General features: G+C 62.8%; 14 protein-coding genes. 3 read left to right on the top strand and 11 right to left on the bottom strand.

Going from position 1 to position 14,235, the window contains the following annotated elements:
• The first annotated feature begins 17 nt into the window (after positions 1 to 17).
• The gene (locus MUU55_RS24765; RefSeq protein WP_244763446.1) at positions 18 to 212 is read left to right on the top strand and encodes a YqaE/Pmp3 family membrane protein; all 195 of its coding nucleotides are present in this window, start codon (positions 18 to 20) and stop codon (positions 210 to 212) included.
• Between the two features lie 16 nt (positions 213 to 228).
• Here MUU55_RS24765 and MUU55_RS24760 read toward each other — a convergent pair whose 3' ends face one another.
• The 9 genes from MUU55_RS24760 to MUU55_RS24720 form a co-directional block, all read right to left on the bottom strand.
• Positions 229 to 990 (bottom strand): M48 family metallopeptidase, encoded by a 762-nt coding sequence (locus tag MUU55_RS24760; RefSeq protein ID WP_244763445.1) that lies wholly within the window; start codon positions 988 to 990, stop codon positions 229 to 231.
• Positions 991 to 1,214: 224 nt separating this feature from the next.
• Entirely contained in the window at positions 1,215 to 1,649 is a 435-nt protein-coding gene (locus MUU55_RS24755) for a DUF2852 domain-containing protein (RefSeq protein ID WP_244763444.1), read from the bottom strand.
• A 128-nt stretch (positions 1,650 to 1,777) separates the two neighbouring features.
• Positions 1,778 to 3,067, bottom strand: a complete 1,290-nt coding sequence (gene phaZ, locus MUU55_RS24750) for a polyhydroxyalkanoate depolymerase (protein WP_244763443.1) — start codon at positions 3,065 to 3,067, stop codon at positions 1,778 to 1,780.
• A 194-nt stretch (positions 3,068 to 3,261) separates the two neighbouring features.
• Complete coding sequence (locus MUU55_RS24745) at positions 3,262 to 4,275, bottom strand: zinc-binding alcohol dehydrogenase family protein (protein WP_244763442.1); 1,014 nt, start codon at positions 4,273 to 4,275, stop codon at positions 3,262 to 3,264.
• A gap of 1 nt (position 4,276) precedes the next feature.
• Positions 4,277 to 5,251: an ABC transporter permease gene (locus MUU55_RS24740; RefSeq protein WP_244763441.1), complete on the bottom strand. Its 975-nt coding sequence runs from the start codon at positions 5,249 to 5,251 to the stop codon at positions 4,277 to 4,279.
• 86 nt (positions 5,252 to 5,337) lie between these two features.
• Positions 5,338 to 6,891: a sugar ABC transporter ATP-binding protein gene (locus tag MUU55_RS24735; RefSeq protein ID WP_244763440.1), complete on the bottom strand. Its 1,554-nt coding sequence runs from the start codon at positions 6,889 to 6,891 to the stop codon at positions 5,338 to 5,340.
• Between the two features lie 86 nt (positions 6,892 to 6,977).
• Complete coding sequence (locus tag MUU55_RS24730) at positions 6,978 to 7,967, bottom strand: ABC transporter substrate-binding protein (protein WP_244763439.1); 990 nt, start codon at positions 7,965 to 7,967, stop codon at positions 6,978 to 6,980.
• Between the two features lie 210 nt (positions 7,968 to 8,177).
• On the bottom strand, positions 8,178 to 8,627 hold the full coding sequence (locus MUU55_RS24725; RefSeq protein ID WP_244763438.1) for an RbsD/FucU family protein: 450 nt from the start codon (positions 8,625 to 8,627) through the stop codon (positions 8,178 to 8,180).
• A gap of 27 nt (positions 8,628 to 8,654) precedes the next feature.
• The gene (locus MUU55_RS24720) at positions 8,655 to 9,674 is read right to left on the bottom strand and encodes an aldo/keto reductase (RefSeq protein ID WP_244763437.1); all 1,020 of its coding nucleotides are present in this window, start codon (positions 9,672 to 9,674) and stop codon (positions 8,655 to 8,657) included.
• Between the two features lie 189 nt (positions 9,675 to 9,863).
• On the opposite strand from MUU55_RS24720, the gene MUU55_RS24715 reads away from it, so the two are divergent.
• Together MUU55_RS24715 and MUU55_RS24710 are read left to right on the top strand one after the other, a co-directional pair.
• Entirely contained in the window at positions 9,864 to 10,742 is an 879-nt protein-coding gene (locus MUU55_RS24715; protein ID WP_244763436.1) for a GntR family transcriptional regulator, read from the top strand.
• A 10-nt stretch (positions 10,743 to 10,752) separates the two neighbouring features.
• Positions 10,753 to 11,844: a mannitol dehydrogenase family protein gene (locus MUU55_RS24710; protein WP_244763435.1), complete on the top strand. Its 1,092-nt coding sequence runs from the start codon at positions 10,753 to 10,755 to the stop codon at positions 11,842 to 11,844.
• Here MUU55_RS24710 and MUU55_RS24705 read toward each other — a convergent pair.
• Together MUU55_RS24705 and gabD are read right to left on the bottom strand one after the other, a co-directional pair.
• Positions 11,838 to 12,638: an HpcH/HpaI aldolase family protein gene (locus MUU55_RS24705; protein WP_244763434.1), complete on the bottom strand. Its 801-nt coding sequence runs from the start codon at positions 12,636 to 12,638 to the stop codon at positions 11,838 to 11,840. The genes MUU55_RS24710 and MUU55_RS24705 overlap by 7 nt on opposite strands.
• Before the next feature lie 67 nt (positions 12,639 to 12,705).
• Positions 12,706 to 14,157: an NADP-dependent succinate-semialdehyde dehydrogenase gene (gene gabD / locus MUU55_RS24700; protein ID WP_244763433.1), complete on the bottom strand. Its 1,452-nt coding sequence runs from the start codon at positions 14,155 to 14,157 to the stop codon at positions 12,706 to 12,708.
• Between the last annotated feature and the right edge of the window lie 78 nt (positions 14,158 to 14,235).

Raw genomic sequence — 14,235 nt, 5'->3', positions numbered from 1 at the left:
ACAGACCGGAGACATCCATGCGGCTCATCATTGCCATCCTCCTGCCCTTTCTCGTGTTTTTCACCATCGGGCGGCCGATTGCCGGTATTATCTGCCTGATTTTGCAGGTGACGCTGATCGGCTGGCTGCCGGCCGCCATCTGGGCGGTTTATGCGCTCGGCCAGTACAATACGGATAAAAAGATCAGCGAAGCGCTCGGCAACCGCCGCTAGTTTTCGGCGTAGTCCATCAGCCGAAATCCAGTGCGTGCAAAAGACTGCCATTGCGCTTCAGCCAACGCTTGGCCTCCTCCGTCGCCGGGCAGAGCTTTTCGCACAGAGCCCAGAAGGCCGAACTGTGGTTCATCTCCTCGAGATGCGCCACTTCGTGGGCGGCGAGATAATCGATGACATGCGGTGGGGCCATGGCGATGCGCCAGGAAAAGCTGAGCGCGCCATCCGCCGAGCAGGAGCCCCAGCGGCTGCGGGTATCGCGCAAGGTCAGCGACTTGACCTTGCGGCCGATGCGGCCGGCGTGAACGCTAACCAGCCGGTCCAGCTCCAACCGCGCCTCCTTCTTCAGGAAATCCGAAATGCGGCGGGGAATGCTCTCCTCCATGCCGCCAACGCGCAGCACCGCCTCGTCATCGACGATGACGGCCTCGGTCAACCCGCGCAGCCGGCCGGTCGCCTCGATACGATGGGCGACGCCGCGGATCATGACATAACCGCCATCGGCCAGTTCGTTCGTCGTGCGGAATTTGGCGAGCTTGGTCATCAGCCAGCCCTGATGACGATCGAGGAAATCGCGGATTTCGCGGTCGGCGATGCCTGACGGTACCGTCATGCGCAACGCCCGGCCGCCCGGCTCGATCCGCAGCGTCAGGCGTGTCGCGCGCGAATCCCGCTTGATGGTGAGCGGCAGGCGCCGGCCATTGACGTCAAGCTCGCGCCGCTCGGGCGGCGGCGGCGTCTTAAGGGCCTTTCGGGGCTTGCGAAGCAAGGAGAACATGCTGCCTTTCATAGCCGATTCGAGCCCGGCTGAAATGCCTCAACGAAAAACCGGCGCTCACGGCGCCGGTAGGTTTCTGGGTAGTCGCTTCTCTCCTTCGTCATGGACGGCACTCGGGTTAAACCCGAGGATAACCCGACCATCCATGCCGCGGGTACCGCGTGGATCCTCGGGTCAAGCCCGAGGATGACGGAGAAGGAGGTGGAGCGGCGCTCCACAGGCGATCAGGTTGCCGGGAAGCCGGGCACGTCGCCCTTTCCTTCGGCGCGGCGTTCGCGCATGAAGCGGTCGAACTCCTCCTGGTCCTTGGCGCGGCGCAGCTCGCGGCTGTAGGCGTCGAACTGTTCACGCATCTCGTCGAGCTTGCGGCGCTCCTCGTCGAGGCGGGCGAGTTCGGCATCACGCCAGTCGTCGAAGGCGACGTTGCCGGTGGTGCTGCGGAACGCGTGGCCACGGCCGCCGCGGAACTTGCTGCGGCAGGAGGCGAACATGCCGTCGAGATTGTCGTTGGCGTCTTTCTTGAAGTTTCTCAGGCGATCGCCGAAGATGATGTAGGCAAGCATGGCAAGGCCGAGCGGCCAGAATACCACGAAGCCCAGCACCATCAGGGCGATGGTCGCCGGCGTCCAGTCCGGACGAATGAGCGCTGACTGGTTCATGTGCAATCTTCCTCACGATCGGCGGAAACCACCTCGGTTTCCGGTGAATCCGATGTGGTTAGACCGCCCATCGCGTTCAAGACGATGGCGCATGAATTCGGGCAAGTGCCTGAAACGAGCCCGAAAAATCAGGCTGTGCCGCTGGCCTTTCCGCCCTTGATGACGCGCGGCACCGGCTTTGCCTTGTTGGCTTTGCCGTGCGCCTCGATGAAGGACAGGATGCGTGGCGCGATCTCCTTGCGGAAGCGCGAGCCGTTGAACACGCCGTAATGGCCGACATCCGGCTGCATGTAGTGCATGCGCATGTCGTCGGGAATGTTGGTGCAGATCGTCTGCGCCGCCTTGGTCTGGCCGACGCCCGAAATATCGTCGTTCTCGCCCTCGACGGTCAAGAGCGCCACCTTGCGGATCGCCGTCGTATCGACGGGACGCGAGCGGTGCATCATCTCGCCCTTCGGCAGCGCGTGTTTCATGAACACGGTTTCGACGGTCTGGAGATAGAACTCGGCCGTCAGGTCCATGACGGCGAGATACTCGTCGTAGAAATCGCGATGCTTTTCGGCCGCATCGCCGTCGTTCTTCACGAGATGGGCGAAGAACTCCTTGTGGGCGATGACATGGCGGTCGAGGTTCATCGACATGAAGCCCGAAAGCTGCAGGAAGCCCGGATAGACCTGGCGCATGAAGCCCGGTTGCGGCCACGGAACCGGCATGATGACATTGTCGCGGAACCAGTCGAGCGGCTTTTCCTTGGCGAGGTTGTTCACCGCCGTCGGGTTGATGCGCGTATCGATCGGCCCGCCCATCAGCGTCATGGTGGAGGGCGACAGCGGATCGTTGTCGGCTTCCATCACCGATACGGCGGCCAGCACCGGCACCGCCGGCTGGCAGACGGCGATGACATGCGTATCCGGCCCCAGCGCATGCAGCATCTGGATGACGTAGTCGATGTAATCGTCGAGATCGAAGGATCCATCGGAGATCGGCACCATGCGGGCGTCGATCCAGTCCGTGATGTGAACTTCCGCATGCGGCAGCAGCGCCTCGACCGTGCCGCGCAGCAGCGTCGCATAATGGCCGGACATCGGCGCGACGATCAGGACCTTTGGGTCCTTGCGGTGGCCGGCGGGCAGACAGCGCTCGAAATGGATGAGATTGCAGAAAGGCCGCTTCCAGACGATCTTCTCGTGAACCGAGACGTCCTTGCCGTCGATCGGCGTGGTCGGAAGATCGAAGGCCGGCTTGCCGTAGCGCCGGGTGGTCCGCTCGAGAACCTCGAAGCCCGCCGCCATGGTGCGGCCGAAATAGGTGTGCGAGAGCGGGTTGAGCGGGTTGCGGAAGGCGATCCGCATCTGGTCCGCCGCGGCGCGCCAGGGCGCCATCATCGCATGGTTGAGTTCATACAGCTGATAATACATCGGACGCGTTATCCCATTTTCCCGGTGCGGGGCTCATGTCCGCCACACCGTCTCACCCGGTTTCCGCAATTGCGAAAACACTAACAGGTTTTCGCTGCGTGGCAACATACCACACCGGCATCCTACGCCCGTGAACCTTTCGCGGAAATGAACGAAGCCCAGCCGGTTCAGCCATCCTCATGCGCCCCGGCGGTTTATCCCGCAACGCGAACGACGGCCTTGATCAATCCGCCCTTTTCGGTGGCCCAGCGGGCGAGATCGACGGGCACGTCGTCGAGCGTCGTGCGATGGGTCACGAGCGCCTCCACCGGCACATGACCGGCGCGGATGCTTGCCACGACATGTTCGAAATCGACCCGCGTCGCATTGCGGCTGCCGATCAGCATCATCTCGCGCTTGTGGAATTCCGGATCGGAGAAGCGGATTTCGTCCTTCACGACGCTGACCAGCACCAGCGCCCCGCCATGGGCGACATAGCCGAAGGCCGCTTCCATGGATTTGCCATAGCCGGTGGCATCGAAGACGACGTCGAAGCCGTCGCCATCCGTCACCCGGCTCACCTCTTCCGTGGCGCTCGCTCCGGCGACGAGGCCGGAGGCAAAGCCGAAACGCTCCGCCGCCATGGCGAGGCGTTCCTGCGATGTATCCATCAACGTAACATCATGGCCTGCGATGCGCGAAAAGAGCGCGGTGCCGAGACCGATGGGGCCAGCACCGATGATCAGGGCACGAGAACCGGCCGGTGTCAGCGAGCGGCGCACGGCATGGGCACCGATAGCGAGGAATTCGACGGTCGCGGCAGCCTCCAGCGACAGGCCTTCAGCCGGATAAAGATTTTCCGGCGGGACGGTGATCTCTTCACAGAACGCGCCGTCGGTGTGCACGCCGAGCACGCGGATGGCGGTGCAGCAGTTCGGCTTGCCCTTCCGGCAAGCGATGCAGGTGCCGCAGGAGATATAGGGGTTCACCACGACGGGCGTGCCGGCGGCAAGGCCGCCGGCGCCGGGCTCGATGACCGTCGCGGAGACCTCGTGGCCCATGACACGGGGGTATTCGAGGAACGGGTGTTTGCCTTCGAAGATATGATAGTCGGTGCCGCAGATGCCGACATGGCTGACGGCGACGCGCGCCCAGCCCTCCGGTACCGCAGGCCGCTCCCGTTCGACCGCCTCGAGGCGGCCGGGTTCCACACAAACGACAGCTTTCATCTCAACGGCTTCCGCGGCGACGCAACTGGTCGAAATAGACGATGACGATGATCAGCAGACCGGTGATGATACGCTGCCAGAACGAGTTGACGTTGAGCAGGTTCGCGCCGTTGTTAATGGTGGCGAGGATGAAGGCGCCGAGCAGCGGGCCATGCACGGAACCGACCGCGCCGAACAGGCTGGTGCCGCCGATGACGGACGAGGCGATCGCCTGAAGCTCCCAGCCTTCCGCCTGCGTGGCATTGCCGATGCCGATGCGCGAGGCGAGCAGCAGGCCGACGAAGGCGGCGCAGGTGGCCGAGAGGATATAGGCGAGATAGATCGTGCGATTGACATTAACCCCCGACAGCCGCGCCGCCTCGCTGTTCGAGCCGACCGCGAAGAGATAGCGGCCGAAGCGCGAGAGATGCAGGAAGACGAAGGCCGGGATCGCCACGAGGATGACCATCCAGAACAGGCTCGGCACGCCGAGGAAATCCATGCGGGAGAAATTGGTGAAGCCCTCGTGGTTGATCGAGATCGTAGAGCCATTGGTGATGAGCAGGCCGATGCCGCGCAGCGAGGTCAGCGTCGCGAGCGTGATGATGAAGGGCGGCAGGCCCATGCGCACGATGCCGAAACCATGGAAGGCGCCGATCGCAACGCCCATCAGCAGCGTCAGGATGATCGCCGCCCAGAGCGGCACGCCGGCCTGAAGCAGCCAGGCGACGATGACGCTGGTGAAGCCGACGATCGCCCCGACCGACAGATCGATGCCGGCCGTGATGATGACGAAGGTCTGGCCGACCGCAAGGATCGCTGTCATCGCCCCCTGACGCAGCAGGTTGGAAATGTTACCCGGAGTCCAGAAGGCATTCGTGGACAAGCCGAGCGCCAGCCAAAGCGCCGCCAAAAGCCCGAACAGGGTCAAGCCGAGCAGGATGTTCCTGCCTCTCTTCGGGGCCGGTGCGCTTTCCGTCGTCGTGTCCACGCTCATGTTTCTTCTCCCTTTTTCGCGTAGCGCTCAGTCTGTTTTGACGCAATTCCGGGCACAAAACCGCTGCACACTTTCGCTGGAATTGTTCAGATGCCGATCGCCTGGGTCAGGACGTCTTCATGGGTGGCTGCCCGATGGTCGTGGCTGGCAACCAGCCGGCCGCCGCGGAAGACGTGCAGCCGATCGGACAACTCATAGACCTCCGGCAGGTAGGACGAGATGAGAATGATGCCGGCGCCCCGCTTCAGCAGTTCGCCGAACAGCCGGTAGATTTCCGCCTTGGTGCCGACATCAACGCCGACGGTCGGTTCGTCGAAGATGAAGAGCTTTGCGCCGTGGCTCAGCCACTTGCCGATGACGATCTTCTGCTGGTTGCCGCCGGACATGGCCGAAGCCAGCACGCTGCGCGACGGCGTCTTGATGCGGAGATCGCGGATCTGCCGCTCGGCATTCTCGGCCTCGTCGCCCTTGCGGATCACAAGGCCCGAACTCAGCCGCCTGAAGATCGGCAGATTGATATTGAGGCCGATCGACAGGTTGAGGCAGAGGCCCTGGTCGCGCCGGCTTTCCGGCGCCAGCGCGATGCCGAGAGCCATCGCCTCGCGCTCGTTGGAAATCTCGACCTTGCGGCCCTCCCAGAGGATTTCGCCCGATTTGACCGGCTGGCGGCCGTAAAGGCCGAGCGCGAATTCGCTGCGCCCCGCGCCGATGAGACCATAGAGGCCGACGATCTCGCCGGATCTTACCGTCAGCGAGACATCCTCGAAACCGGGGCCGGACAGGCCCTTGGTCTCGACGATCGGCTTGCCGATGGCGACCTTCTCCTTGTGATAGATCTGCTCGATCGTGCGGTTGATCATCAGCGCGATCAGTTCGGCCTCATTGGTCTCGCCGATCAGCCGCGTGCCGACATGGGTGCCGTCGCGCAGAACCGACACACGGTCGGCCAGTTCGAAGACCTCTTCCATGCGGTGGCTGATGTAGACGATGGTGACGCCCTGATCGCGGAGCCGGCGAATGAGCCGGAAAAGCTGGGCCGATTCCTGGCGGGTCAGGTAGGCGGTGGGCTCGTCGAAGATGAGAAAACGGATACCGCGCATAGCAGCTTTCGCCGTCGCGACCAGTTGCTGCTGGCCGATGGTGAGGCTGCCGAGCGGGGCTGCCGCCGGAAGCTGGAAGCCGAGATCGTCCAGCACGGCCTGAGCTGCCTTTTCCATCGCGCCCTTGCGCATCAGGCCATAGCGGTTCATCTCGTCGCCGAGAAACATGTTGGCGGCCACGGAGAGATGCGCGCAGAGCACGACCTCCTGATGCACCGCATTGATGCCGCGGGAAATCGCCTCGTTGGGGGTGGCGAGCTGGACGGGTTTTCCGCACCAGAAGACCTCGCCCGCCGTTCGCCGGATAACGCCGGTCAGAAGCTTGATGAGCGTGGATTTGCCGGCACCGTTTTCGCCGACGATGGCGTGGATTTCACCGGCCAGGAACGTCACTGTCGCCGGTTTCAGCGCTTCGACGAGGCCGTATTTCTTCTGCAGGCCGCGCAGTTCGAGGATGGGCGCACCGCGCGCCACGGTGTCGGATTCGGCGAGCTTCGCCTGGTCGTCATGCCGATGGCTGAGCTCTTCGAGGCTGCTCATCGCGTTCTCCTCCCTGGCTGCGGAAAGCGTCCCGCCCGGATGATGCCGTCCGGGCGGGACGGGGTCAAACCGTCATGGTTTTCCCGTCAGTTGACCTTCGGGTTCAAGAGGGCATCGATCTTCGGATCAGCCATGTTGTCCTTGGTCACGAGATTGGCGCCGGTATCGACGAAGGCCTCGACTTTCTCGCCCTTGGAGACGGCGAGCGCCGTCTTCACGCCGTCATAGCCCATGCGATAGGGATCCTGTACGACGAGGCCGGCCAGCACGCCTTCCTTGAGGAAGCCGACGGTCTTTTCATCCGAGTCGAAGCCGATGACCTTGATCTTGTCGCCGAGCTTGTTTTCCGCGATCGCCTGGCCGACGCCCTGCGCCATGATGAGGTTGGAGGCGAAGACGCCGACGAGGTTGGGGTTGGCGGTGATGAGGTCGGTCATCATGTTGAGGCCGGTGGTGGCCTGGCCGTCGGCATATTTGTCGGCCACGACCTTCAGGCCCGGATACTTGGTCTTGACCTGATCGAGGAAGCCTTCGCGACGCTGGTCGAGCGAGCCGACGCCCGGCAGGCTGGTGATGATGGCGATCTCGCCCTCTTCCTTGCCCGTCGCAGCCTTGACGGCGGCGGCGAGGCCATCGGCGCCGATGCGGCCGCCCTGCACGTTGTCGGTGGTCAGGAACGAGGTGAAGGCCTTGGAATCCGCCGAGGAATCGATGCCGATGATCGGAACGGACTTCGCGGCTTCATCGACCGGCTTGCCGAGCGCCTTGAATTCCGTCGGCGAGATGACGACGGCGGCAGGACCGCCGGCCACGGCGTTTTCAAGAATGCTGATCTGGCCGTTGATGTCGGATTCCGACTGCGCGCCGAGCTCCGGCACGTTGACGCCGAGATCCTTGCCGGCCTGGCGGGCGCCGGCCAGCACGATCTGCCAGTAGAAGGACGTCGTATCCTTGACGATGATCGGAATGGTGACATCCTGCGCAAAGGACGCGCCCGGGGTCATAGTGGCGAGGACTGCGGCACCCGCCAATGCCGTGAAGGCGCGGCGGGACAGAAGCGATCTTACAATGCTCATCAGGTTTCTCCTCTCAGATGCTTCCTGTCCTCCTTGAGGGATCGTGTTGCAGGAAGCGAACAACTCGACCTTTTATCGATAAAAAACATTTATACGGCACGCTACACCCGAGCCGGTTTCCTGGCAAGCGGGCGATTTTCAGGTAAAAAACTGCAACTCCAAATGATCCAGTCCATCGTCCCCCGTCCTCCCAAACGGTGGCCGCCGGGTTTACGAAACCCGATAGACCTCATGCGGGTGCACGACACCCTTCTTCAGAATGATATTGCCGTAGAGGCGGAATTCCGTCGTGGCGACGATATAGGCCGCCTTCTTGGCCATCTCGTAGAAAGCGAAACGCTCGACCGAATGGACGGTGAAATCCCCCGCCAGCCGGTTCACCAGATCCTGAAAGGTCGCGCAGACCTCCGGCACCGCGGTAGGGTCGCCGACGACTTCCATTCGCCACGCCGCCTCCGGCACGAAGGTATCGAGCGGCATATGGGCGAGGATCGCCTCGGTGATCCCTACAGCATCGACACCGTCGGCACGGATGACCTTCGGGCCTAAGAAGCTCGACGGGAAATTGGCATCGGCAATGACGATATGGTCGCCATGTCCCATCGTCCTGATCGCGTGCAGAAGCTCCGGCCCGAGCAGCGGATGAATGCCTTTCAACATGGTCCTGCGATCCTTTCCGATCGAAATCTATTGCCGGATGGCATCTTGCCCCAGTTCGGGCGCCACCAGCGTATGCGGCTCGAAAGCCGGGTAAATATCTTTGCTCAAATCCAGGCGCGCGAGCGCCATGTTGCGATGCAGGCTCTCCGGCTTCGCCGTACCGATCAGTACCGAAGCGACGGCCGGATGCTCCAGCGGAAATTGCAGCGCCGGTGCGGCAAGCGGCACACCCCGGCTTTTCGCAATGTCCATCATAGCGCCGACCTTACCCGCAATGTCTGCTGTCGCCGGCATGTAGTCGAAATGCGCGCCCTCGACCGGGCCGGTTGCCAGAATACCGGAATTGAACACGCCGCCAACCACCAGCGAGGTCCCTGTCGTCTCGCAAAGCGGTAGCAGCTTTGCAACGGCCGAGCGGTCGAGAAGCGTGTAACGGCCGGCAAGCAGGATGCAGTCGAGATCGGCCTCGCGCAATACGTCGAGGCAGACGGGTATCTCGTTGACCCCAAGACCGAAGGCCTTGATGGCGCCCGACGATTTCAACTCCTGCAAGGCTTTCAAGCCGGTATCGAAGAACTGGCGAAGGTGAAAGGCGTTGCGCTCGGCACCGTGCGTATAGACGCCGATATCGTGCACATAGAGCATGTCGATGTGGTTGAGGCCGAGCCGGGCATGGCTGAGCTCGACCGAGCGCATGATGCCGTCATAGCTGTAATCGTAGCGCACATCGAAAGGCAGCGGATTGACATAGCCATAGCTCGGCACCTTATCGTCAGGCACCGGAAACATGATGCGGCCGACCTTGCTGGAGAGCACGTAACTCCCGCTCGGCTTGTCGCGCAGGAAATCGCCGGTGACGCGCTCGGCGAGGCCGAACCCATACCAGGGAGCGGTATCGAAATAGCGTAGGCCCTCATCCCAGGCGGCCTGCAGCGTGGCCATCGCCACGTCACGCGGGCAAGCGCGGTAGAGACCGCCAAGGGCTGCGGTACCGAAACTGAATTCGGTCACGGCAAGGCCTGTCCTCCCGATGGTCCGCGTCTTCATGTTTCCTCCCGGCCGGCGTCCTCCCGCCAGCCCTTTTGTCTTTTATCGACAATAGACAGATTGCCGTCAATGGGTAATATGACGACAGGAGGAGCCGGGAGGATGCGGCAGGCGGTGTGACAGCCGCGCGTCTGGCCATTTGCCCGCGCAATGACTAAGGGACGCGAACCCCAACAACCGGCGGCACCCATGGCCAAACAGAACACCGTCTTCAAAGACGCTTTCAATCGTTGCCTCAAGGTCTTGGAGCAGACGGCAAGCCTCCCGTCCGAGCCGGAGCTCGGCGCGACACTCAGCGTCAGCCGCACCACAGTGCGCGCCATCCTGACCCGGCTTGAAGAGGTGGGGCTGCTCGCCTGGGAGAAGCGCCGGAAGATCGTGCTGCGCAAACCCGTGGCGGCCGATTATTTCCCGACCGAGGAAACGGATTCGCTCTCCGAAATCATCGAGCGGAGTTTCATGCGCCGGATTCTGGCCGGCGGTGCCGAGCCCGGCATGCAGATCAACGAGCTGGAGCTGGCGCGCGAGATCGGCATCGGCACGACGAGCGTGCGCGAATTCCTGATCCGTTTCAGCCGCTTCGGCCTGATCGAGAAGCGGCCGAACAGCCATTGGGTGCTGAAGGGCTTTACCCGCGATTTCGCGCTGGAGCTGACGGAAGTGCGCGAAATGTTCGAGCTGCGCTCCGCCGCCGCTTTCGCGCATCTGCCTGGGGAGCATCCGGCCTGGCAGGAACTCGATGCCATCGAGGCGGTGCATCACGCCATCCTCGCCGATATCGAGAACCGCTATCTCGACTTTTCCGAGCTCGATGAGCGCTTCCATCTCCTCGTGCACCGCGCCTCGAAGAACCGCTTCGTGGTCGATTTCTACGACGTGATCGCCATCGTCTTCCACTATCACTACCAGTGGAACAAGACGAATGCGCGCGAGCGCAATGCCCGCGCGCTCGAAGAGCACCTCGCCTATATATCCGCGCTCCGTTCACGCGATCCGTCCCGGATCGAGCACGCCTGCCGCCAGCACCTGAAATCGGCGCGCGAAACCCTCCTGCAATCGATCAACTGACGAGACGACTATGGCAACGCCCATCCTGCAATTCGGAACGAGCCGCTTCCTGCAGGCCCATGCGGATCTTTTCGTCAGCGAAGCGCTGGAACGCGGCGAGGCGCTGGGCCGTATCACCGTCGTGCAGACGACTGGATCACCGGAACGCGCCGGGCGGCTCACCGCCCTTGCCGCGCCGGAAGGCTATCCCGTCATCATGCGCGGCCGCCAAGATGGCAGGGATATCGATAGCCGGCAGCACGTCACCAGTATTTCCCGCACTCTTTCGACGATGACGGATTGGGACGCGGTGAAAGCCGTTTTTCGCGATGAGGCCGAGGTCGTCATCTCCAATACGGGCGACACCGGCTACCAGGTCGGCCCCGACGATCGGGCCGGTACCGTGCCGGCCTCGTTTCCAGGTAAGTTGCTGGCGCTTCTTCATGATCGCTTCCGCGCCGGCCAACCGGGTCTGACGATACTCCCCTGCGAACTCGTTGCGCGCAATGGCGACGTGCTCAAGCGCCTGATCCTCGACCTGCAAACCGATCGTTACCCAGAGTCCGTTTTCCGAAACTGGCTATCGCAGGATGTGATCTGGGCCAATACACTGGTCGACCGCATCGTCTCCGAGCCGATCGAGCCGGCTGGCGCGGTGGCGGAACCCTATGCGCTCTGGGCAATCGAGAAGCAGCCGGGCCTGACCGTGCCGTGCACGCATCCAAACATTCTCGTCGTCGACGATCTCACGCCCTATGAGAAGCTGAAACTGCACATTCTCAATCTCGGCCATACGGTTCTGGCGGATATCTGGCTTCGGGGGAACCGGTCTGCGGACGAGACCGTGAAGGCGATCCTGTCGGACATCAGCGTTCGCGAGCGGCTGCTCTTTCTCTACAGGCAGGAGGTCGTGCCGGGCTTTGCCGCCAAGGGGCTCGGGAACGAGGCTGAAGCCTATGTCGCCGCGACTCTGGAACGCTTCGACAATCCCTTCCTCGATCACCGCCTGCGCGACATTGCCAACCACCATCCGGAAAAACTCGTCCGCCGCATCGTCGATTTTCATACCTGGACACCTGACGTGCCCAAGCCCGAACTCCTGGCGATTGCCGGCGGTCAGTAACCGCCGCCGCGCTTTTCCGCTTCCTTTTCGCCGAGGAAGCTGCGGCGCAGGTTTTCGACCGCCGAAACGAGGCAGTTGACGTCGGTGCCGATCGCCAGGAAATCCGCGCCGAGATCGCGATAGACTTCAGCCTGCGGCAGTGAGACGGTCATGATGCCCCGCGCCTTGCCGTGCGCCTTGGTGCGCGCGAAAATATGCGTGATCGCTTCCAGCACCTCCGGTGCGCTGGGATCGCCGAGATGGCCCATATCGGCCGCCAGATCCGACGGGCCGATGAAGATGCCGTCGACGCCCTCGACCGCCGCGATCTCGTCGATCGCCGCAAGACCGGCGCGGTTTTCCACCTGCACGATCAGGCAGATCTGATCATTGGCGGTCGTGATATAATCCGGCGTGCGGTTGAAATCGCTGGCTCGGCCAAGGCCGGCACCGACACCGCGAATACCGTGCGGCGGGTAGCGCAGGGCGCGCACCAGAGCCTCGGCCTCAGCAGCCGATTCGACCATCGGGATCAGGAAGGTCTGGGCGCCCTGGTCGAGCAACTGTTTGAGGATCCAGGCTTCGCCCATCGGCGGGCGCACCATGGCATGGGTGGGTGTGTGGCGCAGCGCCCCGATCTGCGCGCTGATCAGCGGCATATCGTTCGGGCCATGCTCACCGTCTATCAGCAGCCAATCGTAGCCACTGGTCGAGAGGATTTCCGTTGCATAGGCGCTGCCGAGTGCTGCCCAGAGACCGAGCTGAAACCGGCCCTCGCGAAGGGCTGCCTTGAAGGCGTTTTTGGGTGCTGCCACGACTTTTCCTCTCGAAACAAAACCGGCCGGCATTGTTTGCCGGCCGGGTCATCAGATTGTAGGCTGCTCAGGCAATACCGCCGAGGCAGACATATTTGATCTCTGTGAACTCCTCGATGCCGTAGCGCGAGCCCTCGCGGCCGAGACCGGAGAGTTTCACGCCGCCAAACGGCGCTTCCGCCGTGGAGATCAGACCCGTGTTGACACCCACCATGCCGTATTCCAGCGCCTCGGCCACGCGGAACACCCGCGACAGTTCCTTGGCATAGAAATACGAGGCAAGCCCGAACTCCGTATCGTTCGCCTGTGCGATCACATCATCCTCGTCCTTGAACCGGAACAGCGGTGCGACAGGACCGAAGGTCTCTTCCTTTGCCACGGCCATGTCCGGCGTCACATCGGCAATGACCGTCGCCTCGTAGAACGTGCCGCCCAGCGTATGACGCTTGCCGCCCTGCACCACACGGCCACCCTTCTTCACCGCATCCGCGACATGCTCCTCGACCTTCTCGAGGGCGGCATTGTCGATCAGCGGGCCGAGGATGACACCCTCGTCGAAACCGTTGCCGGTCTTCAGCTTGCCGACGGCCGCCGCGAGCTTTGCCGAGAAGGCGTCATAGACACCCTCCTGCACATAGAGACGGTTGGCGCAGACGCAGGTCTGGCCGTTGTTGCGGAACTTGGCGATCAAGGCACCTTCCACCGCCGCATCGAGATCGGCATCGTCGAACACGATGAAGGGCGCATTGCCGCCAAGCTCCAGGCCGAGCTTCTTGATGGTCGGCGCGCACTGCTTGTAAAGCTCCGCACCGATCTCCGTCGAACCCGTGAAGGTCAGCTTGCGCACGGTGGGGTTCGCCGTCATCTCCGCGCCGATCTCGCGGGCAGAGCCGGTGATGACCGAGAACAGGCCGGCGGGAAGGCCAGCGCGTTCGGCCAGCACGGCAATCGCAATCGCCGAGAACGGCGTCTGCGAGGCGGGCTTCAGCACCATGGCGCAGCCGGCGGCGAAGGCAGGACCCGCCTTGCGGGTGATCATGGCGTTCGGGAAGTTCCACGGCGTGATCGCTGCCACCACACCGATCGGCTGCTTCATCACAAGGATGCGCTTGTCCTTCTGGTGGCCGGGCACGATATCGCCATAAAGACGACGCGCTTCCTCGGCGAACCATTCGACGAAGCTTGCGCCATAGACGATCTCGCCGGTAGCTTCGGCCAGCGGCTTGCCCTGTTCCATGGTGAGGATACGGCCGAGATCGTCCTTGTTGTCGATCATAAGTTCGAACCACTTGCGCAGGATGCCCGAGCGTTCCTTGGCGGTACGCGCCGCCCAGCCCTTCTGGGCAACGGCGGCGGCATCGATGGCTTCCTTCGTCTCGGCAGCACCGAGCTTCGGGACATAGCCGACAAGCTCACCCGTCGCCGGGTTCTTCACCACGATGCCGCTATCATCCGCTTCGATCCAGCGCGTGCCAACCAAGGCAGCCTCACGCAAAAGGCTCGGGTCTTTCAAGGTCATCGGAGTTCTCCCATTTCGCGATGCGTCTCTTCTCGCAGCGTTATATTGCCTCCGCCACCCCTTCGACAATGCAGCAGA

This window comes from Shinella curvata, from assembly GCF_022899935.1.
Taxonomy (GTDB): Bacteria; Pseudomonadota; Alphaproteobacteria; order Rhizobiales; family Rhizobiaceae; genus Shinella; species Shinella curvata.
This window is presented reverse-complemented; position numbering and strand designations above follow the sequence as displayed.